The 23,727-nt window shown below is 71.3% G+C and carries 19 protein-coding genes; 6 read left to right on the forward strand and 13 right to left on the reverse strand.

Annotated features, from left to right (window positions below; genetic code table 11):
• Positions 1 to 207: 207 nt before the first annotated feature.
• The 12 genes from MFF06_RS20710 to MFF06_RS20765 form a co-directional block, all read right to left on the reverse strand.
• A complete protein-coding gene (locus MFF06_RS20710; RefSeq protein WP_029358182.1) occupies positions 208 to 1,269 on the reverse strand; it encodes a YeiH family protein in 1,062 nt (353 codons plus the stop codon).
• Between the two features lie 183 nt (positions 1,270 to 1,452).
• The gene (locus tag MFF06_RS20715) at positions 1,453 to 2,067 is read right to left on the reverse strand and encodes a 2,3-bisphosphoglycerate-dependent phosphoglycerate mutase (RefSeq protein ID WP_029358184.1); all 615 of its coding nucleotides are present in this window, start codon (positions 2,065 to 2,067) and stop codon (positions 1,453 to 1,455) included.
• Between the two features lie 351 nt (positions 2,068 to 2,418).
• The gene (locus MFF06_RS20720) at positions 2,419 to 2,604 is read right to left on the reverse strand and encodes a hypothetical protein (RefSeq protein ID WP_238207657.1); all 186 of its coding nucleotides are present in this window, start codon (positions 2,602 to 2,604) and stop codon (positions 2,419 to 2,421) included.
• 297 nt (positions 2,605 to 2,901) lie between these two features.
• Positions 2,902 to 3,228, reverse strand: coding sequence for an ArsR/SmtB family transcription factor (locus MFF06_RS20725; protein ID WP_238207659.1), 327 nt, complete (start codon positions 3,226 to 3,228; stop codon positions 2,902 to 2,904).
• A 109-nt stretch (positions 3,229 to 3,337) separates the two neighbouring features.
• The gene (locus MFF06_RS20730; RefSeq protein ID WP_370876591.1) at positions 3,338 to 4,099 is read right to left on the reverse strand and encodes a ribonuclease H-like domain-containing protein; all 762 of its coding nucleotides are present in this window, start codon (positions 4,097 to 4,099) and stop codon (positions 3,338 to 3,340) included.
• A gap of 149 nt (positions 4,100 to 4,248) precedes the next feature.
• The gene (locus tag MFF06_RS20735; RefSeq protein WP_238207663.1) at positions 4,249 to 4,566 is read right to left on the reverse strand and encodes a hypothetical protein; all 318 of its coding nucleotides are present in this window, start codon (positions 4,564 to 4,566) and stop codon (positions 4,249 to 4,251) included.
• 70 nt (positions 4,567 to 4,636) lie between these two features.
• Positions 4,637 to 5,413 carry a hypothetical protein gene (locus MFF06_RS20740; RefSeq protein WP_238207664.1) on the reverse strand — a complete coding sequence of 259 codons (777 nt, stop codon included), beginning with the start codon at positions 5,411 to 5,413 and terminating at the stop codon, positions 4,637 to 4,639.
• Between the two features lie 492 nt (positions 5,414 to 5,905).
• Entirely contained in the window at positions 5,906 to 8,035 is a 2,130-nt protein-coding gene (locus tag MFF06_RS20745) for an AAA family ATPase (RefSeq protein WP_238207666.1), read from the reverse strand.
• 499 nt (positions 8,036 to 8,534) lie between these two features.
• Positions 8,535 to 9,524, reverse strand: a complete 990-nt coding sequence (locus MFF06_RS20750; RefSeq protein ID WP_238207668.1) for a metallophosphoesterase family protein — start codon at positions 9,522 to 9,524, stop codon at positions 8,535 to 8,537.
• On the reverse strand, positions 9,521 to 11,305 hold the full coding sequence (locus tag MFF06_RS20755) for an AAA family ATPase (protein WP_238207670.1): 1,785 nt from the start codon (positions 11,303 to 11,305) through the stop codon (positions 9,521 to 9,523). The genes MFF06_RS20750 and MFF06_RS20755 overlap by 4 nt, the downstream gene beginning before the upstream one ends.
• Positions 11,302 to 12,093 carry a metallophosphoesterase gene (locus tag MFF06_RS20760; RefSeq protein ID WP_238207672.1) on the reverse strand — a complete coding sequence of 264 codons (792 nt, stop codon included), beginning with the start codon at positions 12,091 to 12,093 and terminating at the stop codon, positions 11,302 to 11,304. Before MFF06_RS20760 ends, MFF06_RS20755 begins: the two co-directional genes overlap by 4 nt.
• Before the next feature lie 88 nt (positions 12,094 to 12,181).
• Positions 12,182 to 13,135, reverse strand: a complete 954-nt coding sequence (locus MFF06_RS20765) for a DUF6634 family protein (protein ID WP_238207674.1) — start codon at positions 13,133 to 13,135, stop codon at positions 12,182 to 12,184.
• An 816-nt stretch (positions 13,136 to 13,951) separates the two neighbouring features.
• Here MFF06_RS20765 and MFF06_RS20770 point away from each other — a divergent pair.
• The 6 genes from MFF06_RS20770 to MFF06_RS20795 all read left to right on the forward strand — a co-directional run bounded on the left by MFF06_RS20770 (position 13,952) and on the right by MFF06_RS20795 (position 21,553).
• Complete coding sequence (locus tag MFF06_RS20770) at positions 13,952 to 14,434, forward strand: hypothetical protein (RefSeq protein ID WP_238207676.1); 483 nt, start codon at positions 13,952 to 13,954, stop codon at positions 14,432 to 14,434.
• Between the two features lie 383 nt (positions 14,435 to 14,817).
• Entirely contained in the window at positions 14,818 to 15,546 is a 729-nt protein-coding gene (locus tag MFF06_RS20775; RefSeq protein ID WP_238207678.1) for a DNA-binding domain-containing protein, read from the forward strand.
• A gap of 94 nt (positions 15,547 to 15,640) precedes the next feature.
• Positions 15,641 to 16,354: a TnsA endonuclease N-terminal domain-containing protein gene (locus MFF06_RS20780; protein WP_238207680.1), complete on the forward strand. Its 714-nt coding sequence runs from the start codon at positions 15,641 to 15,643 to the stop codon at positions 16,352 to 16,354.
• Positions 16,351 to 18,561, forward strand: a complete 2,211-nt coding sequence (locus tag MFF06_RS20785) for a TnsB C-terminal domain-containing protein (protein ID WP_238207682.1) — start codon at positions 16,351 to 16,353, stop codon at positions 18,559 to 18,561. The genes MFF06_RS20780 and MFF06_RS20785 overlap by 4 nt, the downstream gene beginning before the upstream one ends.
• Entirely contained in the window at positions 18,558 to 19,712 is a 1,155-nt protein-coding gene (locus MFF06_RS20790; RefSeq protein ID WP_238207684.1) for an ATP-binding protein, read from the forward strand. The genes MFF06_RS20785 and MFF06_RS20790 overlap by 4 nt, the downstream gene beginning before the upstream one ends.
• A gap of 8 nt (positions 19,713 to 19,720) precedes the next feature.
• Positions 19,721 to 21,553 (forward strand): TniQ family protein, encoded by a 1,833-nt coding sequence (locus MFF06_RS20795; protein WP_238207686.1) that lies wholly within the window; start codon positions 19,721 to 19,723, stop codon positions 21,551 to 21,553.
• A gap of 414 nt (positions 21,554 to 21,967) precedes the next feature.
• Here the strand turns inward: MFF06_RS20795 and MFF06_RS20800 are convergent, their stop codons facing one another.
• A complete protein-coding gene (locus tag MFF06_RS20800; protein ID WP_238207688.1) occupies positions 21,968 to 23,725 on the reverse strand; it encodes an alpha/beta hydrolase family protein in 1,758 nt (585 codons plus the stop codon).
• Between the last annotated feature and the right edge of the window lie 2 nt (positions 23,726 to 23,727).

Genomic DNA, 23,727 nt, shown 5'->3' on the forward strand with positions numbered 1-23,727 from the left:
GTTCAGTGCGTGCCTCTCGGGGCTCGGCCTGCCGCTGGCCCGAGAGGCACGCACTGAACCCATCGAGAAGGGCTGCCGCGTCCACCGCTTCGCGACCCGGCCCCATCAACCATCCCGTTGCCTGCGCGACTGCCTCGGATGAAGATTGGGACGAACGTGTCACGGCAATTCTTCCATCAAGGGGTGGGATCGATGCCTTAGCGCAGATCAGACGAGGCCGAGCACATGGATTAGGCCGAGGCTGACGGCGCCGAGGGCAAGGAGCGAGGCGATTACAGCGAGGGTCACCCGCGCCCCGGCCTTGGCGACGCTGCGCACGTCGACCCCGAGGCCGAGCGCCGCCATCGAGACCACGGTCAGCACGTTGGCGGTCTCCGACATCGGCGCGAGGGCGATCTGCGGGATCAGCCCGGCCGAGCGAAGTCCCGCGAGCGCCAGGAAGGCGAGGATGAACCACGGCACCAGGCGCTGGATCGCGAGGCCGCCGCGGGCCGGGCGGTCACCGGCGGTGACGCCGGGGGCGGCCTCGTCGGTCTCCTCGCGCAGCCGGCTCGCACCGAGCGAGAGCATCAGAACGACCGGCCCGAGCATCAGCACCCGGACGAGCTTCACCAGGGTTCCGACCTGGACGCTGAGCGCCGCGACCGGCGCGGTGGCGGCGAGGACCTGCGGCACGGCGTAGACGGTGAGGCCGGCGAGCACGCCGTACTGCATCGGCGACAGGCCGAGCAGCGGCACCAGCAGCGGCAGGCCGAGCACCACCAGCACGCCCAGCACCGCGGTGAAGGCGATGGAGGCGGCGACGTCCTCGCCGTCGGCGCCGATCACCGGGGCGGTGGCGGCGATCGCCGAGTTGCCGCAGATCGAGTTGCCGCAGGCGACGAGGATCGCCATGCGCGAATGCAGTCCGAGCGCCCGGCCGATGCCGTAGCTCGACAGGATCGCGACCACGACGACGCCCGCGATGCCGAAGAGCAGGCCCGGGCCGGCGGCGAGGATCGTCGCGAGGCTGAGCGACGCGCCTAGCATTACGACCGCGATCTCCAGCACGGTCTTGGCCCCGAAGGCGATGCCGGGAAAGAAACGCTGCGACGGGGTCCAGGCGGTGCGGATCGCGCTCCCGAGGAGGATCGCCAGCACCAGGGCTTCGAGCCAAGCGCGACCGAACAGGTGCGTCTCGACGGCTTCGAAGCCGACCGCTGCGGCGGTAACTGCCACGCAGAGGCCCAGTCCTGGAAGGATGGCTCTCGTGCCGGCCAGGGCACGCATCGATCGAGGGTGGGAGACAAGTCTGGGGGCGGACATGGGTGGCTCCGATGTGATGCCGGAGAATCCCACTTCCCTTTCATTCACTCCAACGGAATGATTAGATAATTCCCATCACTTAATTAGATCAAATGGGGATCCCTTCGAAGCGTGAGGCGACCCATTCTTGGGGGCCTACAGGCGGATTCAACCGTCGATCCATCGGGCCTCGATCGTCGTGTCCGCAGCAAACTCATAGATCCTGACGGAGCCCGTCGCGAGTTCGAGGTGCTCGACCTCCGCCGGGCTGAGGTCGTCGAGCGCCATAACGAGCGCCCGCAGGCAATTACCGTGGGCGACGACGAGCACGTCCCCGCCCATGACCGCCGGTAGGATGGATCGGAGGTAGCATGGCACGATGCGGGCGACGGTATCGCGCAGGCTCTCACCGTTCGGCGGCGCCTCGGCGTAGGAGCGCCGCCAGGTCTCGATCCGCTCCGCCCCCCAGCGCGCATCGGCGGCGGTCTTGTCGAGCCCGCTGAGGTCGCCGTAGTCTCGCTCGTCGAGCGCGGCGAAGCGTTGAGGGATTAATCCGGGTTGCCCGAGCGTATCGAGGATAAGCCGGCCGCTCACGACGGCCCGCGTCAGCGTCGAGGTGAAGGCATCGGAAAAGCGCCAGCTGCGCTCGGCCAAACGCCGCCCGGCTGCCACGGCTTCTATCCGACCCTGCTCGGTCAAGGGCGAGTCCAGCAATCCCGTGAACAGACCGGATCGGTTGGCTACGCTCTGGCCATGCCGGACCAGCACGAGACGTCGCGTGATTGGGGCTTTGCGATCGTGAATCACTCTGTCTCCCAAGGCAACGCACTTTCGCGTCGGTCGCATCGCCTCTGATGAAAACGGCATCCGGCTTTTACGAACTTCGACCCTGAGATGGGTTGGACCGTCCATCCGGAGACGGCGATTCAGCCTAGGTCCGCTTTAGAACGTCTTGCGACCGAAAGCAGCCAAGCTGCTTCCCACCCTCAGCGGACGCGCACAAATGAGTATTAGAGCGTCAAATTCTTACTACCGCGCGGCGGTTCTTGAGCAAAGCAAGCTACCGTACACGGTGCGGCCGCCGGTGCATCTGCCCCTACGACCCATAGTCGAACGTGAAGTGCCGCGCACCCATCAGCGACCCGAGCAAGAGCCGGGAGGGTTTGGACTGTGCTCGCGGACAAGGTCGGGAACGCGCCCGGTCACGACGGTTCCGCCTTCGTCGTCTTGGTCAAAGGGGTGACAAAGATCGATGTCCTGGGCGAGGCGCTCCGAAAGCTTGCCGGCGACGAGGAGCATGTCTGGCAGGTCCAGCCGCATGAGGCCGTCTCATCCGTCCTGGGAAACACCCTGTCGCGTTAACGCGGCGAGGCGAGCTTCCTGGCCCTGATCACCCGACTGGATCACGACTTTCCTGTGCCGCCATCAAGGTCCAGGCCACGGGCCCGATCCGACCTCCCCCGCCGGAGGCCGCATGCATCAGTTCGCACTGCCCCACCGTCTGGATCCGCTGCGACGGCATGCCTTCCCCGGTCGACCCGGTTCCCGTCGGTCGATTGCCCCGTTGCTTCTGTCGGGGCCAAGTCCGACCCACTGAACGCCTGCGCCTTGCCGCGTTCAGTCCGACGTTCCTCCGCCGAGCACTGCGTCGAGATCAACACGCAGGTTCGCCAGGGCACCGTCCGATATCCGGCACAGGAGAACCGTCGAACGGCGTTCCTGGGTCATGAGACCTGCGGTCAGCAGGTGGGCGACGTGCTTCGACAGGGTCGAGGCCGCCCCGATGCCGAGGCGGTCCTGGAGCGTGCCGACGGCGAGCCCGTCCGGCCCGGCGCGGCAGAGCTCCGCCAGGATACGCAGGCGGGTGACGTGGCCGAGCGCGTCGAGGCGGTCCGCGAGGCTGTCGAGGTCCACAGCGACGTTCGGTTCGGGCTTGCGTGACATCCGCGGACGCCGGGGTGCGGGCCGCAACAGGCCCCTGAATGGAGGGTTCGACCGGAGCCGACGAACACCCCCTTGCCCGAAGCCGAGGGACCGGTCCAGCCTCCGCCTGTCACCCCTGCGCGCCCACGAACGGCGGCCGTCGCCCGGCCATCGCGCGCCATTCGTCCAGGAAGCGTCCGAGGTGCGGGCGCGCCGCACGCTCGGCTTCGAGGTACGCGATCATGTCCGCGACGGCCCGGTCATGGGAGACCGCGTCGGTCCGGCCCGTCAGGAAGGCCCAGCGGATGTACAGTACCGCTAGGTTCAGGGTGTCCGTCTCGCAGTATGCCCGAACCCGTCCGACCTCGCCGGCTTCCATCATCGCCGCGACCTTCGAGCCGTGCTCGCCGAGCTTCCCGGGGAGCCCGAGGGCGGCGGCAGCCTCCTCCAGGGTGAGCGCCGGCGTGGCGCCGTGCTCGGACATGGCGTCCATCAGGTCGACGTGCCAATCGCCGCCGTAGCGGTGACGGTACCCGTTCCAGCGGTCGCCCTGGAGTAACCAGGGTGAGGCGTCGAGGCCGTGCATGAGCGAGCGCGCGAAGATCGTGGGCATGTCGAAGCGGCGGCCGTTCCACGTGACCACCCGGAACCTCCGCGAGGCAAAGAATCGCCAGAAGGCGGCCAGCAGCCGGCGCTCGTCGGGGATGGCCTCGCCGCCGCTGCGGCACTCGGCGACGGCGTAGACCTCCGCCCCACCAGCGCGGGCGAGTTCCGCCTCGACGAAGGAGATGGTCACGATCCTGTGCCACGCGCATTTCGGAAAGCGATCCGAGGGCCAGTCAGACGGAATGAGATCCGTGTCCGGGACCGTTTCGATGTCCAGGACCAGCAGCGCTTCGTGCGCGGCCGTCCCGGCGGGAGGCGAAGCGTGCCGGGCGCCCGGGCGAAACCGTCCGCCACCCGAGCCACATAGGCGCGGCGCCGAGGGCGACGCCCGTCGGCCGCGTTGCGCATCCCCGGCGGCGTCGGTGGCGCCGCGGCTCACGCGGCGTCCCCGTCGTCGGCGAAACGCGTCCCCACCGCCTCGCGGCGACTGAGCGAGAAGATCGCGTCCACCTGTCCGTCGAGACCGTCGAGGTCGTCGAAGCCCGGGTCGAGCTCAAGCTCCACCTCGTGGCGGGCGGCGAATGCCCCGACGGCGACGCCGACGGTCGGGACGATGCGCGGGGTACTCCGGGGTGGAGCCGACCGGCCCATGCTCCGGCGGCCGGGTAGGCCGCGGTGCCGCCTGGATGCGGGTGTGCCGTACGAGCACCCTTCCCGCGCGGTGACGACCTTCTTGACCGTACTCGTACCCATGACGTTCGTCCTTCGGTTGGATTGGCTGTGTGAGAGGATTTCGCGCGCCGGCCGTCCGGGGGGCGTGGCCTCAGGCGGACCGGCGCAGCCCGTCGCGCCGCCGCGGGGCCCGATGCCCGTCGACGCGCCCATCGTGGGGGCGGCGGCGCTCGATGGCCCGTGCCTGATCGGTCGGCCCCGCGGCGTCCGTCCCGCGCCCGGACAGCCGCGCGTAGGCGTCGGCGAGGGCGACGAGATGGCCGGCGAGGAGGCGCCGACCCGGCCCGTCGCCCCCGGCCATCAGGACGGCCAGTCCCGCGGCGTCGAGGCCGGCGGCCGCGGGGTCGGCACCGACGGCGAGGACGAGGGCGGCCAGCAGCGTCCCCGAGGCGAGAACGGCGTCGTCCGGTCGCCCGGCCAGCAGCCGGCTCCTGGCCCCGGCCCCGATCCGCGGCAGCATCACCGGCAGCGCACGGGTCCCGAACGGCAGGCGCGGCCCGTGCGCGGAGGCGAGCCGCGCCTTGGTCATGAAGATGGACTGGTCGGACAGAGGCAGGAACCAGACCGGGGTCGGCCCGGTCCCGCCGGTCCGGGCGGCGTCGTAGCGCGCGGCCCGCAAGGCCCTGCCGGCCGAGGCGCCCCCCTCGCCGACCGTCACCACCACGTCGAACCGGGCGCGCAACGCCTCGTCCCCCACCGTGTGCAGGGGCGCCGACGTCACGGCGTAGGCGTCGCCGGAGGGCGGCGGGGCGCCGTCCCGGGCATCGACCAATGCCACGCGGGCATCGACGTGGGCGAGCGCTTGGGCGACCAGATGGGCGCACGAAAGTCCGACCGGGTCGTCGGAGAAGAAAGCGATGCTGATCAACGTGAACCTCCTTTTTTGCTGTTTCGCCAATAAGCGAAATATAGCGCGTGAGGTCTCGCAAGTCTGCATTTGGCGGTGCAGGCGACCCAACCTGCCGTCAATTTGGGTATACGACTGGTTGACGGAGGGATTTATAAAGATTTTGCGAGGCGCTATATTTGAGTAAGTCCTAAAATAAAGGCTTGTCTAGGTACCGGAGAAAACGTAGTTGCAATGATCGTGGCAGTACGCGCGCCGCGCTTAAGCGTATCTGCGGCGCCCACTACCGTAATTCGAAATGTTGTCTATCGAAAAATGAGAATATAGCACTCTACGGCCGTTCTGGCCGTGCGAAGGGTTACAGTTGGGTTCTGCGTCGGGATTCACGAACATCCGTTTGATAACGCGGAATCAGCGGGGTGACCGGAGACCGAATGGGCACCGTTCCGGGCGGGATTATGCAAGGTTTTCCACAGCTCGGTTTCCGCAATCCCGCCAAAAGGCCGCCCCGAGCTATGTCGGGACGGACCCATCCCCACGGGATTGGGTTCGCGGCGGTTCGGATCGCGCGCCTCGGAACCGTCCCGCCGAGCCGGTTCGTGGCGACTTGCCCCCGTTCCGGGACCCGGGCGCGTTCGGGCCGTCCGCGATGCGGCGGATCCCCGCATCGTCGAGCGCGGCCCGCCGGAGCAGCGCCCGTGCGAGGTCGTCGAGGACCGCGCGTCGCCGAGACACGATGGCGCCGGCCCGCTCGTACGCAGCCGACAACCGCGCCTCGACCGCGTGCGCCGTCGCCGGCGACTTGTCGGGATCGAGGTCGACCGGTCCGCGACGGGCGACCAGGGGGGTACGCCGCGAGAAGCCGAAGCGCGTTTCCATGGCCAGGGCCAACTCCGTCGCCGCGGCGAGGTCCCAGGCGGCGCCGGCCGTGACGTCCCCGAACACGTTCGCCTCCGCCGCCCTGCCGGCGAGCAACACCACGAGCCGGTCGTCGAGTTCGGCCTCGGTCCCGGGTGCCCCGTCGTCGGCCCCGACCGACGCGTAGCCCCCGCCGGGATCCAGGGATGCGGCGAGGGGCCCCGGCGCGCCGGTGGCGAGCGCGGCCACGAGGTGACCGGCCTCGTGGACGGATATCCGGTGGCGCAGGGCGACCGGCATCGCCGGCCGCGCCTCGTCCGCCGCGGCCGCGAGCCCGGCGCGGTCGAGCGTCCTGCCGGCCCTGCGTGCGGCGCCCCGGGCCCGCCTGACCAGCGCCTCGATGTCGGCGCCAGTCATGCCGGCCAGGTTCCGGGCCTGGCGCCGGAGATCGAGGCCGGGCAGCTCGCCGCCGAGGTAGTGCCCCAGGATCCGGGCGCGGTCCGCCTCGTCCGGCGGGTCGATCCGGACGTGGCGCTCAAGGCGTCCGGACCGCAGGATGGCGGGGTCGATCCGGTCAGGCGCGTTCGTGGCGCCCACCACGACGACCCCTTCCCGGGGCGTTGCCCCGGAGAGGTGTTCGAGCAGGGCGTTGACGACCTGGGTGGAATAATCGCGATGCTCCCCGCCGAACGCGGCACGGTCGCCGAAGCTGTCGAGCTCGTCGATCAGCGCCACGCACGGCGCCCGACGGGCCTCCTCGAAGAACGCCCGCATCGCGCCGAGCGTGTGCCCCAGGTGGCCGTCGCGGGCGGACTGCCACAGGCCGAGGGATCCCGCCAGCAGGGGCACGCCGGCGCTGCGCGCCAGGGCCGCGGCGAACGCCGTCTTCCCGACCCCCGGGGGGCCGGACAGAAGGATCGCCGACTCGATGTCCCGCCAGCGCGGCGCATCGCGTCCGCCCCTCCGCCATGCAGCCAGGTCGGCGACCAGCGCGATCCCCCAGTCTCGTGCGGCGCCGTACCCATGGAGTTCGTGGACCCGCGGCCCGTCCTCGGCCCGGCCGAGCTTCCCCTCCAGGATACCCGCCAGCCGCACCCAACTGCCCTCCGTCCCGCGGCCGGGATGCACCGATAGCGCGAGATCGGCGGGATCGCACCGCGTGGCCAGGCCTTCGGGCAGGCGCGCCGCCGGGCGGGCCCCGGTCACCGCCCGGACGACTTCGGCGAGCCCGTCCCGGTCGAGGCCGGACAGTTCGAGGCGGACGTCGGCTCCGCGCACGAGGTCCGCCGGCAGGTACCGGCCCGGGTCCTGTGAGACGCCGATCACCACCTCCCCTTCCATCAGGGCATCGGAGACCTCCGCGTTGCGGGTGCCGGGCGCATGGTCCTTCCGCGTCCCGTCGGCATCCAGGACGAGGCAGGGTAAGTGGCCGGGCAGGACACCGGACCCCGGAACGGGACAGAGGCACGATGCGGCCACGGCCGCCACCGACCTGACCCAGGCCTGGGACGGGACCTCGACCAGCACGATGGCCGGCCCGCGACGCGGGAGCGCCTCGGTCCCGCCGGCCGCGTCCACCGCGTCCCCGAGCGCCACCGTCGCCCCGACCAGGTCGGCGCGGAAGACGCGCGGTCCGGTGCGCAGCTCATCGATAGCCTCGTCCATGGTCGACGTGCCCGTGGGGCGCCCCAGCGCCGCCAGGAAGGTCCGGGCGGCGCCCGCCGTCTTGCGCCCCGGCGGGCGGCGATTGCCCGCGCCCCCGGCGCCGTCGTGTCCGTCGGTCATCGACCCCTCCTTTGATGGTTACGGCGCGGTCCGCCGGCGGGGCGCCGCGACCAGGCGTCGGCGAGACGGACCAGGCCGGCGCCCCGCCCGCGCCGGCGTGCCAGTGCCCTAAGGGCGTGGGACAGCACCATGCGCGCGGCCGGGTCCCCGTCCCGGCGGGCGACGAGCAGCAGGTTCGACATGACAAGGTCCGATACCGCCCCCTCGGGGCCGGGGCCCCGCAGGCGCCCGACGGCGACCGCCACCGCCGCGGCGGCGTCCCCGGAGCGGGCGGCCGGCCACCGGCGCTCGTGCAGGATGGCGGCCGACGAGACGGCCCGCGTGACCGCCGCGAGCTCGGCTTCGGAGATGTCGGTGGGGAGGCGGGTTCGCCAAAGGGGCAGCGGGCAGCCGCGCCCGGGGCGTCCGCGCGCCGTGGCCGCAGCGTGGATCGGGACTGTGCGCATGGTTTCTCCGTTGGAGTTCGTTTCGGGTTGTTGGCCGTGCCGCGCCGGCGAGTTCAGGCCGTGACGACCAGGGCGGGGTCGAAGGCGTGGCCTCGCTCCCCGACACGGGGGTTGGCGACGACGCGGGTTCGGCCGACGACGTGGTCGGCGCCGCGGGGGACGTTGCCGTGCGCCCACAGCCTCGGGGCGCCCCAGGCCTCCATCGCCTCGGCCGCTTCGGAGGCGAGGGAGGCGGCGACCCAGGCGTCGGCGTGCCACCCCGCCCAGTCCTGGGGGAGCGAGAGGGGCGTCGGGGCATGGCAGGTCAGGACCACGGCGGCGTCGCCCGGGCGCGCCACGTCGGTGCACGCGTTCGGGCCGTTCGGCAGGCCTAGGGAGCCGATGACGACGCTCAAAAGGGCGTCCTCGACGTAGGCGCGGGAACGCGCGTGCATCGCCAGGCTGTCGAGGGGCGTGAGCCTCCTGCCGCGGCGCAGCTCGATCCTGCCAGCGTCCTCCCAGGAGTTCCGGGCGGCGATCCGGGCGCGGGGGCGCTCCGGCGAGGCCCGGAGCTGCCAGTCGGTCCAAAGGGTCGCCCCGACGACGACAAGGCCGTCCCCGTGCGGCGGCCCGACCCTGGCCGTCTGGTCGGACAGCAGGTCGATGCCGGCCGCGGCCGCGGCCTCGCGGCCCCGGGCCAAGGCCTCGCCCATCGGGACATCGGAGCGGTACTCGACGTTGCCGGGCACCAGGAACACCGGGCGGCCGCCGCCGCGGTCACCCAACGCGCGGTCGAGCAGGCGGACGGCCTCCGGGATGCCCTCGGCGACGTTACCCGCCACCAGGACGGCGTCGATGTCCGGCGGCGGCGTGAGGGCCGGGAGGGGGTCGCGGTCGAGCCTCAGGTCCGACATGACCCAGAACCGGCGCGGCGGAGCCCGTCCGGGGCATGGCGCGGACGGGCCGGCAATGAGGCCGGCCAGCAGGCCCGGCGCGTGCCAGCGGCCGACACGCTCGGCCTCGGTGCGGTCGGCGGACCGGCCGACGCGGAAGGGGCGGTTCATTGCAGCTTCCCGGCGAGGGCGCGCTCGCGCACGCGCAGGACCGCCTCGACCGCCCTGCGCAGGCGCCGCACCGAGCCGCCGCGCCAGCGCGCGGCCAGGGCGGCCCGCTCAACCCCGTCCGGCGGTCGCAGGAACCGCGGGTCGAGCCCGGCATCGACCGCGATCTCGCGCAGCACGCCCGGCAGCAGGGCGTCGAGGTGCTGCGCACCCGGCTCGGGGAAGCGCACGATCCGCATGCGGTCGAGCAGAGGGCCGGGCAGCGGGGCCGCGCTGTTGGCCGTGCACATTACGGTGACGCAGGACAGGTCGAGCTCGACCTGGAGGCTCGGGTCCGGGAAGCGCCGCGCGTTCTCGGGGTCGAGCACCTGCAGCATCGAATCCCAGAGGCGCCCGTAGTCGGATCGCGTTGGCGCTTTGTCGATCTCGTCGACCAAGACGAGCGGATTGGCCTGGGCGTGCCGGGCGACCGCCATGAACGGCTTGCACGGTTCCGAGGAGTACCAGCGACGCTCCGTGCCGCCGAAGCTCCCGCCCCCGTCGTTCGCCCCGTCGACGCGGTGGACGCCTACGCCGAGCGCGGCGCCGACACGGCGGACGAAGCGGGACTTGCCGCAGCCGGGTGGTCCCACCACGAGCAGCGGCGGGGCGTGGACGTGCGGACGGCCGGCGAATGCGCCGAGCACGGCGTCGACCGCCGACTGCGCGTACGGGAACTCCGGGAGCAGGGCATCGCGAACCGTCGCGAGGTCGGGCACGGGAACCAGCGGCAGCGCGACCCCGACGACGTGTTCGTAGCCGCGCGTCAGCTCCTTCCCCTTGCCGGGGCCCGTCTTGGCAATGGTCGGGCAGACGATGACGTGACCGGGCGGCACGTCGAGGGGGGTATCGCCCGCGGCGGCGTCCGCCGGACCGGCCCGCAGCGCGCTCAACTGCTCCTGCAGGTCCTCGACGCGGTGTCGAGCCCGCTCCTCGCCGTACCGGCGGCCATCCCGGGCGGCCGCCAGGGTCAGCGGCTCGACGGCGGCCTTGCCGACGCCGAGCGCGACCGCGGCCAGGGTATCCTGCCGCCACGTGTGGACCGGGCGCCCGCCAGCGACCGCGGAGAGGCCGATGACCAGGAGGCGCGCCTCGGCGGCCAACTCGGCGAAGGCAGCGTCGATGGCGGTCCGCCACGCGGCCGCGGCCGCATCCACGGTCTCCGCATCGGCCGCCGCCACGGGCCCGAGGCCATCCGGGCCGAGGTCCGGCCACGGCACATCGGGCGCGGACGTCCGCGCCTGGGTCCCCGCGGAGGTGAGGGCGAGTTGGTGCAGGGTCGCGCCGGCTTCGGGAAGCCGGTCGAGACACGCCCAGACGGCGGCGGCGGCGCGCCCGGCGAGGGGGGCGAGGTGGTCGAAGGCGCCGATCAGCACGAGCGCGTCCGCGACGTCGCGCAGCACGGCGTCGTCTCTCGTGGCGGCGCTCCGGTCGAGCGCTGCCAGACCGCCGCGCCCGGGCCCGGACGCGTGGGCTGGGTAAGCCGGCGAGGTCCGCTCCGGCCAACGGTCGAGGCCAGGGCATCGTCCGGACCACGCCCGGATCCAATCGGCCACCTCGGCACCGAGGCCCGGCACGGCCGCATCCGCGTCGGCGGCCAATTCGGCGGGGAGCGGGCCGTCGGCCACGTCGTGTTGAAGGCCGGCGCGCAACGGGCGCGGCAGGTGCCGGAGGACGATGGCACGGGCGGTCGCGGGAGGGACTTCCTGCAAGGCGTTCTCCATGGCTTGCTCCTCCTTCGTCACGGTGCGATCCGGTCGGGGACCTCGACGACCAGGGCGGGGTCGAAGCCGGGGTTCTCCCGGCCGTAGCCCCTCGGGTTGCACAGCACCCGCGTGCGGCCGACCACGTGATCGCGGCCGGCATGGACATGGCCGTGCACCCACAGGTCCGCGTCGAGCCGGCCGATGAGCGGTTCGAGGCGCGAGCCAAAGGCCGCGTTCAACCGGCTGCCGGCGAAACGGGGGTCCAGGGAGGCCGCCGCCGGCGCGTGGTGCGTGACGACGATCCGCGCGCGCGCCAGGCGCCAGGCCGGCATCAGCGCGAGCGTCTCCAGCCGGGCGCGGCTGGCACGGTGCACCGCTGCGGCGTCCTCCGGTCGGAACGGCTCGGGGCACGAGCGCGACGTCCGGGCGATCAGGCGGTGGTCCGTCATCCCCGACCCGGCTGCGGCCATCGCGGCCCCGACCCGGCTGTCGCCGTCGAGCGCGTAGTCCGTCCAGAGCGTGCACCCGGCGACGGCGACGTCGCCGGTCCACACCGCCTCGTCCTCCAGGAAGTCGATGCCCAGCCGCGCCGCCAGGGATCGGCCGCGCGCGAGTTCGTCGGGGTGCGTGCCGCGGTAGAACTCGTGGTTCCCGGCCACGAACACGGTCCGCATGCGCGGGCGGACCGCCCGCGCCAGCCATTCGAGCGACGCCTCGACGCCCTCGCCGACGTCGCCGGCGACCAGCGCGACGTCGGCCTCCGGGAGCGCCTTCGGCTCCCAGGGGACGACATCGCGGTGGAGGTCCGAGAAGATCCAGGCCCGCATGCGCACGACTCCTCCTCCGCCGCCGGGTCCGGCGCGGTTCGAACTGATGTGAAGGTGGACGAGCAGGCCCGCCGCTCGCGGGCAGCCGTTACTGGAGGTTCGGCGCGGCCGTCCCGGCGGGCGTCCGCAGCGCGTACCAGCGCGAGAGGGTTCGCGCGTAGGTGGCGCGGTCCGTGAGGAACACCTCGGTGGTCCGGGCGGGCCGGTTGTCGGCGATGTTCGGGTGGCCGGTTACCAGTCCGGTCAGGACCGGCGTCGGGATCACCGCGTAGTCCCAACGGTCAAGCACCGGGGCGCCCGCGAGGTCGGCCGCGCTGGGTGCGAGGCCTGCCTCCGCCGCCTCGATGTCGTCGGCGAGTTCGCGGAGCCGGTCGGCGAGGCCGCGCTGGTCGGGTGCCGTCGAGGCACCCTTCCCGCGGGTACGACCGCCTGCGGCCAGGGTGAGACCCGCGCCCGCGGCGCCGGCAACCGGGCGGAGGGCCTCCAGCAACCGAACGCCGGCCTCCAAGGCCCTGCATCCCGGCCGACCGTGCAGCAAGCCCTCGGCCTCGGCCCGGCCGAACGGCGGCAGCACGCACGGAAGGGTCCGGGCCAACCGATCCAATTCGGCCATCCCGGCCGCGAAGCGTCGCGCGGCTGGTTCCCCGCCGGGGCGGCGGCATCCGAGATGCCAGGTCGGCGCCGGGCTTGCCTTGCCGATGCGCGACGCCGCGCGCTCGTCGGATAGGTGCGGGCCGACCGCGACGACCGCCACGTCGATGGCGGCCCGTGCGGCGGCCTCCGAGAGCACCCCGGGTTCGACGGCGACGAAACCGACGCTCCTGTCCGCCCGGCAGGCCGCGGCGACCTCCGCCAAGACGGCGGCTGAGGCCCTGGCCGCGACCGGGACGACGCGCAGCGTCGAGCCCTCCGGGCGCGCGACGTTGTCGTCCGCCGCCACGTAGGTGGCCACCCGGTCGGCGGCGGCGAAGGCGAGGGCGGCGAGAAGTGACGCGTGCACGGCGTCCGTGCGCCCGGAGGCGCCGGCGAAGGCGATCAGCATGGGGGATCTCCGGGCGCGTCGCGGCTACGGCGTGAGCCGTTCCGCTTATGCGTGCGTGGGAGGGGGGCGGGACCGAGGATCGCCGCCGCCGACGGTGCGGCGGTTCGGTCGGCATCGCGCCGGTCGGGCTGCGGAACTGGTCCGCAAGAGTCGCCACCATACTGGTAGAAAGGCAGAAAGTCAATAATTATTACTTGGATTGACCTGTTGATAATGGTGAAAACTCTGCACGCATTGTCGGTAGCAGTATAGGGGTGGCCTCGGCGCGGGATCGGTCGTGATGTGGTCGGGCGGTGGGTCGAGGCCTCTTCGGCATGGCAGGCCGCTCAACGCGGCCTCGCGGGCTCGGGGGCATGCGGTTCGGGCAGTCCCGCGGTTTCCGGCTCGATGGCGTAGGCCTCCGCCAAACCTATCGCGCAATGAAAGCCATATTCAGACCGGTAGTCATCGCTGCCGCAGAAGATGATGGGGGCGCTTTGGCCGGACAGCTCATTGCAGCGAGAATGACTGTCGAACGTTTGGCTTCATGCTTATGTCGATGCGCGATATCTCCGCATTCGATTGACTTTCGACACTGATTGCTGTATAAGCTGTCACAGTCCGTAGAAGCGCGCATATTATGCGGCTCCGGCGCGAGGCATCACTACCCGCTCGTCCCCAGAAACCGCATCCGGCTCTACCCTCCGCGAGGGGGTTGCCCCAATCCCCGGCGAAGGATCGTTTGCAGATTCCTTCGGTCATGGGGTTGTCGGTATGTTACCGGTTGGCTATATGCCGGTTTGCGCCGGTGACCGGTGTGCGCCTAGGGGGTTCGGCATGCAGCGTGCGGACGTGGTCCGTTTGGTGGCGGAGATGGAAGAGGTGCGGCGGTTCCAGGCCGACCTCCTCGCCGGTCTCCGTGGGCAGGCCCTGCTCGCCGAGGAGCGTATCGTCGCGACCGATGCGGCCCTCGCGACGCTGCGCATCCTGATGGCATCGGCCACCGATCCCGCGGACATCGCTGCGCCCGGGCAGGCGGAAACGTCCGTCCCGGCGGCCGCGCGCCAGCGCAGCCCGGCCCGCCGCCTCATGATCGAGGCGCTGGAAGGTGCGCGCGAGAATGGGCTCACGGCCGTCGAGGTCAACGCGCTCATCGAGGGTGCGGGGATGTCGCGCGACACGTCCGAGAAGGCGAAGGCCGCCCTCAAGAGGGAGGGTGTCGTCGGGCACGATCTCCGGGCGCAGCGGTGGTACGCGGCGAAGTTCGGGCCGCCGGACGTCGAGGCCGAGCGTCTGCGGCGCGCGAAAGGAGGTGCGTGATGTGAAGGAAGTGCCGGTCGGCTAGGGCGAAGGCTTCGACGGCCTGAGAGTAACCCGAACCGCCAAATACCCGGGATAGGCGACGCCCAAACGCGAAGGGCGCCCCGGGTTCGACGGCCCGAAGCGCCCTGCGATGACTACCACCTTCTCGGAAGCGACTCCGAGGATGACGTCTACCTAAACCCAGTCCTTGCGAGACTAGTTGACCGCCGCCGCTCAAAGCAGCGGTCAGAGACAGCACATAGACCCAAACCCATTGGAACTATCGCACTACGAGATAGCGCTTTTAGCCGTCGGGGTCTTATTGGAGCAATTTCACCCCCCCCTGTCAAGCGGGGGTCCTCCAAACTCGGCCGCTGCGCGCTCCAACCCAGGAGAAACGCATGCCCGATACCTTCTATCCCCGCGTTGGGATCACCCTCCTCCTCGACGGTGTCAGCTACATGGTGATGGCGTGGGGGGCGACCGGCCTGACGCTGTTGCCGACCCGTCACGGCCCGATGCTCCTCGTCGACCGGCCGACCGTCGCTACAGCGATGCGGGAGAACCGGATGCGGCTCGCCTCCCCCGCCGTGGCAGTGATGTCGCCCGCGGAACGCCAGGACTTGGTACGCCGCCGCGCCTATTGCGACGGCTTCCTCGGACTGGAAGCGCAGGGCGAGGCCGAGCGCACTTCGGCGTCGATGGCCGAGGCCATTGCGCGGCTCGCGTCGGGGTCCATGGAGGCCGAGGTCGCCTCGTTCCCCCGGCCGAGCCCGTCGACGCTACGCAGATGGCTGCATCGGTACGAGGCGTCGGGATTCCATGACCTCGGCCTCGCGACCCGCGCACCTGCCGTCGGCAGCCGGCTCCCGGTCGAGGTGCGGCGCGCGCTGACCGCGGCCGTCCGGTCCTATGCCAGCCAGGAGCGGCCCTCGATGGCCAAGTGCTACGATAGGCTCCAGTACGCAGTCCTGGCCTTGAACGCCGCCCGGGCGGACGAAGGCTTGGAGGAACTGGCGGTGCCGTCGCGTTCGACCCTCGGCCGCGCCATCCGTTCCGTCGACCGGCGGCTGTTGGTGGCCGGGCGCTACGGTGAGGCCGCGGCGCGCCGGATGCTGCGCCGGCGCTGACGTCAGCGGCCAGGGCATGGCCATGGCCCGACCGGAATGAAGTGGCGGGCGCCCGTGGCGTCCGCCGGCCGCCTTACCCTCGGAGACACACGAGATGACTTCCTCACCAGCCCCCGACGGGGAGCGGGAAATCTTCCGCGTCCCCCCGGCTCCGCCCCGCGGGACCCGTATCCCGAGCCTCCGGTCCGCGTCGCAGGCGCGGGCGCGGCTGGTCGCCGACGGCGACCGCCACGAAATGCGCGTTGAGAGCGGCCTCGAATACAAGGCCGCGCAGATCCTGCTCGCCCGGCGGGACGTCGTCGACGTGCAGGAGCAACCGGCCGCCGTGTCCTACGTGGACGACGCCGGACAGCGGCACCAGCACACCTTCGACTTCCGTGCGACGATGCGCGATGGGCGCCGCGTCTTCGTCGAGGTCAAGCCCGAGGACATCGCCGAGCGGATCGGCCTAAACGGCCTGCTCGGCACCATCGCCAGCCAGGTCCCCCAGGGCGTTGCCGACCGGGTCGTCCATCTGGGCGAGCGGGTCCTGACGCGCGACGCCGTCCACGACGCCAGGCTGATCCGCGTCGTGCGGCGGGACCGGCACCGACCTGCCGAAACCGCCGTGGCCGCCATCGTCGACGGCATGGCCGGCCGCATGACTGTCGCCGAGATCGTGCGCGTCAGCGGCCTCGGCGCCCAAGCCTTCCGGTCCGTGGTCCGCGCCGTCGACGACGGGCGACTGCGCGTGGTCTGCGGCCGGCGCATCGGTTACGGCGCCTCCGTCGTGCGCGCCGGGTCCCTCGCCGACGGTGGCCGCTCGTGAGCGCGGACGCTGCATCCACCGCGGCCGTCCCGCGCCGGGTCATCGGGCCGTACGACCGGGTCGTCATGGCCGGCGTCGAGTACCGCGGCGGCGGCAGCGACGAGGTCGGGCACACGCTCGTCCGCACGGACGCAAGCGAGGCCGCAGAGGGGTTCACGCACGAGGCCTACCATCGCGCCCGCGGGGTCCCGGGTTTCCGGTACGACCGGGGCTACTACGAGCCCGGCAAGGTGAAGGCCCGCCATCTCGCCGGCGTCGCGAGCCTGACGCACCTGGCGCCCTGGGAGAGGTCGCAGATCCTGTGGCGCCTGGAGTGGGTCCGGGCGGCGATGCGGGACGCGGACGCCGGCGAAGGGTCCCGCTCCGACGAGGGTCTGCGCGCCGTGGTCAGGCGGCATCGGGTGCGCATCGCCGGGCTGGACTGTGCGCGCCTTGGCAGCGAGGCCGGGTCCGCGCGCAACGCGCCGCGGCGCGCCACCGCCGCGGCGCGGTCCAAGGCGAGGGCGGGGCGCGTGCTGATGATCAGGCAGCCCCCCGCACCGAAGGCCCTGCGGACGTGGATCAAGAGGTTCGAGGAAGGGGGGTGCGATCCCCTCGCCCTGCGCAAGCGGACCTACCGGTCCGGCTACCGCCGCGCGCATTTCGACCCTGAGGTGCACCTCGCCCTCCAGGTCGTCGCCTGCCGCTACGCGACCCGGACGCGGCCGAAGATCCGTCGGCTCCACGAGGATCTGCTGATCGCGGTCGCCGCCATCAACGAGCGCCGGCAGGGCGAGGGCCGGCCGCCTGTCGCCTGTCCCTCCCTCAAGGCTCTGTCCAAGGTCATCGCCGGCCTGAGTAAATTCGAGGTTTATGCCGGCCGGCACGGCTTGGAGGCGGCCCGCCGCCGCTTCCAGGTGGTTTCCTACGGGCCGGACGTGAGCAGACCCTTCGAGCGCATCGAGATCGATGAGTGGACCGTGGACTTGCAGAAGCTCGCGGTCGAGAGCGGGGTCTGGGAGCACATGGCCCCGCAGATGCGCGAGAAGGTGACGCGCGTCCGCTACGCGCTGTGCGCGGCGCTCGACGGGGCGAGCCGATGCTACGTGGGCCTGAGCCTGCGTCCCACCGCTTGCGTCGAGAATGCGATGCAGGCCTTGCACATGGCGTGCGTCGACAAGACCCCCTACGCCCGTGCCGTCGGGGCGGCGACGCCGTGGGACATGTATGGCGGCCTGGAGATGGTCGTCACGGACACGGGCGCGAGTTTCGTCGACGAGAACTTCCAATCGGGCGTGCTCGCCCTCGGCGGCGAGCCGTACATGCCCCCGACGGGGCTGCCGCACCTGCGCGGGATGATCGAGCGCGGTTTCGGCAGCCTGCGCACGCGCCTGGCCGGAAGGTTTACGGGACAGACTCACGAGCACGTGGTGGCGAAGGGCAACTACGACCCGCTCACCGACGCCAGCCTGACCGTCGGGGAGTGGGCGGAGGTCATGGTCCGGCACGCAGTGGATCACTACCACAACTGGCCGCACGAGGCGCTCGGCGGCGACACGCCCAGGAACAGGTGGGTGGAACTCAACCGCACCGTTGGCACGACGGATGCGGCCGACCGCCACACGCTGCGCGAGGTCTTCGGCATCCGCCTGCGCCGGACAGTCGGCGGCCACGGCGTGCGGGTGATGGGCCTGCGCTACAACGCGGAACGGCTGCAGACGTTCTTCCGCGCCGCCGGCCCGGTAGAGGTGGACGTGCGCGTCGATCCGCTGGACCTCGGCTACGTCAGCGCCTTCATCGAAGGTGGCTGGCTGACCCTGCGTTGCCACCGGGAGGCTTTCGACGGGGTCGCCGTCGACGCGTGGCTGCGGGCCTCCGAGGACCTGCGCCGCCGCTATGCCGACCTGGCGCGCGTGTCACTGCCGGTCGCCCTGGCGGCGATCCGCGACATCCAGGCGATCAGCGACGCGGCCGTGGTGCGGGCGGGCATCGCCGCCCTGGCGCCGACGTCCGAGGCGCTCGACCGGCTGGACCGGCAGATGGGCATCGCCTTCGAGCTTCCGCCCGACCCTGTCGCCGAGGTCGGCGCCGATGCCGGCCCCGGTGACCCTTTGCTCGGCGGCTTTGCGACCGGTGGCCCCGTCGGCGATCCGGATGTGCCCCCCGGGCCGCCGGACCGACCCACCCCGCCGCCGCCGCGCAGGCGCTTCAGGATGAGCGACAAATGACGGGACATCCGGGCGACGAGGCCTTGGCGTGGCTCGCCTCCACCCTGGATCCGGACGAGATCGCCCGCCTCCGGGCCGTCGAGCGCGCGAAGGCGTGCTTTCTGGAGACGGACCGCGACGAGGACGTCGCGAAGAAGCTGCGCTGGCTGCTCCGCAACCTGCTGATGCGGGCCGACCCGTCGCTGCCGCTCGGCCCGGGCAACAGGCGCGAGGCTCGCTGCGTCGTCGTGGTCGGGGAATCCGGGGCGGGGAAGACGCGGCTGCTGCGGCGAACCTTCCATGCCCACCCCGCCTTCCCGGGCTACGGCATCGAAGGGTCTGGCTGCACATTGGTGTCGGTCGACGTGCCGTCGCCATGCACCCTGCTGCAACTTGGCCGGCGGACCCTCGCGGCACTGGGCTATCCGCTTCAGAGGGAGATGAAGGAGCATCTCATCTGGGAACGGGTCCGGCTCAAGCTGAGGACGACCGGTACCGTCGTGCTGCACTTCGACGAGGTTCACAATCTCCTCGACGCCGCCAACAGCGATGACGTCTGCCGGATCCGGAAGACGCTGAAGGCATTGCTGGTCGACCCCGCCTGGCCGGTCGGCTTGATCGTGTCGGGTCTCCCTGGGATCGCCGAATTCCTGGAGACGCTGTCGCTCCACGCCCTCGATGACGATGGCAACGTGGTTCCGCTGGACCCGCCACCGGCCGACCGCGAGACCGAGTTGCGGCGGCGGTGCAGGGTCGTCGAGCTCACCGCCCTGGTGGTGCCCGCGGATCTCGAAATGATTACCATGGCGGTCGGGGACATTGCTAAGGCTGCGGGATTAGAGCTCCATCCGTCCTTCGGCAATGACGTGGCGTCGCGCCTGGCGCACGCCGCCCTTTACCAGCTCGGGACCGCCTTGGAACTCGCGGCGGAGGCGGTCGAGGCCGCCCTGGAGCCCGTCGACGACGAGGATGAGGGGATCCTGCAGGACGGCATGGTGGCCCGCGCGGCCTTCGCCGCCGCCTACCGGGAGCGCACCGCATGCGGCCCGGACGCCAACCCGTTCCTCGCGGCCGAATGGTGGCGCCTCGACTGCAAGAAGGTCCTGCGCACGAAGAACGAGCCCGACGCCCTGCCGCGTCTCCCCAGGAAACCAGCGAACAGGAAGCGATAGGAGGCCGCATGCCCGGACTGTACCCGTTTTATCCGCTGGCCCCGGGTGAGACGCCGCCCAGCTACGTGTCAGCGCTGGCCCCGTTCCACGGGGCTGCGACGGCCCGAGAGTTCTGCCTCGACATGGGCTTGTCGTTCCAGGGCATCGTGGATGGGGAGGAGGCGGAGTTGCATACCTTGGCGGACCTCGCCGGCGTGCCTTTCGCCGAACTGGCTGCCGGGGCATTCCGGCGCGGCGAAAGTGTATTCACCCTCGCAGGGCAGCGCCTCGCCCCGACCGCGCTGGTGCGCTCCGGCTTGCGCGTCTGCCCCGCCTGCGTGTTGGCGGACCGGGCGGCGCCCGTTCGGCCAGGTCTCGGCGCGGTGTACGGCCGGGCGCGCTGGCAACTCGAACCGCTGAGGAGGTGCCCTTGCCACGGCACGGCCGTCGTCAACGCGGCATCCGCCCGGCCCCACCTCGCGCACGATTTCGCCCTCCTCGCTTCCGGAGAGCTCGACCGTATTCGGCGCCTCGCCGAGGAGACGGAGACCCTCGCGGGGTCGGGCCTTGAAGACTACCTTGACGCGCGCCTTGCCGGGGCCCCTGCGCGCCTGGGGTGGTTGGACGGGCTCGCCTGGCATGCGGCGGCTCGGACGGCCGAGATGATCGGCGTCGTCATGCTTTTCGGCCGCAAGGCGCGCCCGCGCCTGCTGACGGATGCCGATTGGCATCGAGCCGGAGCCGCAGGCTTCGAGGTCGCGAGCGGTGGCGAGGCAGCCATCCTAGCGTTCCTGGGGGACTTGCGGCGCGAATACTCGTCGGCCTCCAGCGGCAACGAGGGGGTCCAGGCGACCTACGGGGTCTTTCACCTCTGGCTCGCCGCCAGGCACTCGCATCCCGACCTCGACCCCGTGCGGGACCTGGTGTTCCGCCACGTGCAGGCCACGTTCCCCGTCGGGCCGGATGACACACTCTTCGGGCGTGCATTCCCGGTGCGCCGCCTGCATTCCATACGTACGGCGTCCCTAATGACCGGCACGCATCCCAAGAGGCTGCGCAAGGTCCTCGCGGCCGCGAACTTGCTCCCTCAGGGCCACGAGGGACTCCTAGACCACCACGTCCTATTCGACGCCGAGACCGCCGAGCCGACGCTGACCGGCGCGACGGACACCATCTCGTTGGCCGCGGCGGCGAAGCTACTCGGCGTCGGGATGTCCACAGCGCACGCCCTGGTGGATGCGGGCCTGATCGCCCGTTCCATCAGGGCGGACGGGACCGCCCGCGGCATCGGCATGAACGGCATCCCCCGCCGGGCCGTCGACGGCTTCCTGAAAAGTCTCGCCGAGAACGCCATCCGGTTGGACACGATGCCGACCAACGCTCGAACCATCCGAGGTGCCGCCCGGGCGACCTGCCGTAGCACCGTCGCGATCGCAGCGCTGATCAGGGGGCACAAACTGTCCTGGGTGGGGAGGCTCGACGGGAAGGGATTGGAGGCTTTCGCCGTCGACATCGGCGAGGTCCGGTCGCTCCTGCGGGAGCCGGAGATGCCAGGCTTATCATCGAGCCAGGTCGTAACGGCCCTCCGCACCAGTCATACGGTCATGAAGGCGCTGCTCGACAACGGAATTCTGCCGGTGCAACGTGTCTTGAATCCGACAACACACGCTATGATCGATATCGTACCGCATGAAACGTTAGACTATTTCAAGAAAGAATACATTTCTCTTCAAGAGATTGCCGGTTTTGGACAAGGCGGTTTAGCAAAGGTCGCGGCGGATCTACGTAGCCGCGGCATACTACCCGCCTTCGACCCCTCCATCGTGAAAGCAAGCTTCTTCCGACGAAGCGATTTATTATAATATTTGCAGTTTGTCCCACGAACCTCGCTCGAAAGGGCGAGGTTTTTTATTGGGCGCAGGACCAACTTTGCGGTCAATCGTGCATGTCGACTGCGGGCTTATGCGCGGATAATTTGACTAGGATACTTTGGTTTTGCGGTCAGATTTAGGTTCCCGCCACACCGGGAGGCGGCCGGGTTCGCTCGGCCGCCTCCCGATGTTGTCGAGCGGCCTACGCTCGCCGCCAGAAATTTGCGCCGTCGGGGCGTGTTTGGGCGAAGCCGTCCCGGGGTGCGCACCGGTCGTAGAAGTCCCTGGGTCGCCCCGGCTCGCGCGCGGGGACGCTCCATGGGTCAATCGCCGGATATCGCTCGATGCGATCCGCTGCGGCTCCCGCCCGGACCGCTTCTCAGTGCCCGCACTCGGCGGCGATGTTCAGTCGGCCGCGCGCGTCCGCCGGTAGGCCGGCGTGCCCGCCGACGCCTCGGTAAGGACGCCGGTCAGGATCTCCCTCAGCCGGTCCTGCGCGCCCTCGGTGCTCAGGTTGTGGTCCGTGTCCTCGAGGAGGACGACCGGGTGGCCGAGGCGGCGGGCCTGAAGGTCCGGGCCGCGGCCGAGATGGGTCACGACCTCCCCGATCCCTGATTCGCCCTCGCTGAAGACCAGCACGAGCTTGGCGCCGCGCTTGCGGATAGCGGCCACGCGACCCGCGACCGATGTGGCCGACGGGAACGGTCGCAGGAGCTTCAAGGCGGCACCGCGCAGGCGCCCCAAGGCCATTCCCGCAAGTCGCGACAGGATCGCCCCGACCCGGACCTCGCCGCGCAGGACGCGCTTCCAGGCATCTGGCTGGCGCATCAGCGAGCCGTAGCTCGCGGCGCTGCGGAATTTCGGCTTCAGGGCCGTGGCGAGGTCGGCCTTCGGGTCCCAGTCGAAGCAATACAGGTTCACGAGGATGCCCGCCCGCACCCGCGCGTCCCGGCACAGGACGTGGAAACCGAGATAGGCGCCGCTGCAGGTTCCCGTCAGCACGACGCCGCTGCCCGTATCGAGACGGTCGAGGGCGGCGGTGATCTCATCGACGGCGTCGAGGACGTAGAGGGGCGGAGCGCCGTCGGCCCGGTCATGGCCGTCGCCTACGCCGCGCAGGTCCATGCGCAAGGAGCGCACGCCCCGGCCCGCCAGGGCGCGGGCGAGGTCGCTGGTCTGTCGTCCGTAGCCGGAGCGCGGGTTCACCCCCGAATTGACGAAGAGCAGCGCCGGCGTGTCGGGCGCGGGTGCGTGGGGCGTGCAGACGATCCCGACATTGCCGCCGAAGCGGATCACCTCCTCGCTCCATTGCGGCGTTGCGATGGGCATCGGGGCCGGAGGCAGGCCCGGCGCCCGGTCGGCGACGGGGCACGCCTCGTCTTCCGCGACGAAGGCGAGGACCTGCGCGAACACCTCGTCCGGCGTCACCGAGATCAGGGCGTTGGAGAGGAAGGGCGCGAGGCCCGGGAAGGCGCCCGTCGTCACGGCGGACCCGCCATCCCGCAGGCGCCCGGCGAGTCCGGCCGGATCCGGGCCCAGCAGCAGGATCCGGGGAACCGGGGCCGGGGGGACTTTCGTCAGGTCCAGGCGTCCAAGGCTGGCGAGGAGGGCGGCGGGGGGGCGGAAGCCGCCGAAGACCGGTGCGGCCGGGTCCTGCGGGAACGGCCGGCCGTCGGGCAACTGGTCGATGGTCTTCGTCCGCATCGTCATCTCGCGCAGGTAGGCGCGGCCCGAGGCGAAGGGGGCGAGCATCACGAGGCGGTCGATTCCCTCCTGCTCGGCGGCGAGCGCCGCGAAGGTCGCGCCGAGGCGCAGGCCCACCAGCACGATCTCCTCGGCCCCCGCCACCTCGCGCAGGAAGCGCACGGCCCGGCGGATCGCGGCGATGTGGGTCTCGACCCCGGCGCCCTCGGGGTCGGCGGAATCCCCCTCCCCCGGATAGTCGAAGCGCAGGGTGGGATGGCCGGCGGCGGTGAGGTCGGCGGCGAGCCGCCGCCAGCCGCGATAGGCGGAAATCTGCTCGTAGCCCAGCGTCCCGCACAGGACGACGCCGCGCCGCGACACGCCGGGGCCGTACCATCCGAACAGGCCATCGACGGCCACGGGTTCGGCGGGCATCGTGATTGCCCCGTCGAGGGCGGCGTTGCTCACGGCCAGCGTCATCG

The sequence above is a fragment of the Methylobacterium aerolatum genome (assembly GCF_022179085.1).
Classification (GTDB): Bacteria; Pseudomonadota; Alphaproteobacteria; order Rhizobiales; family Beijerinckiaceae; genus Methylobacterium; species Methylobacterium aerolatum.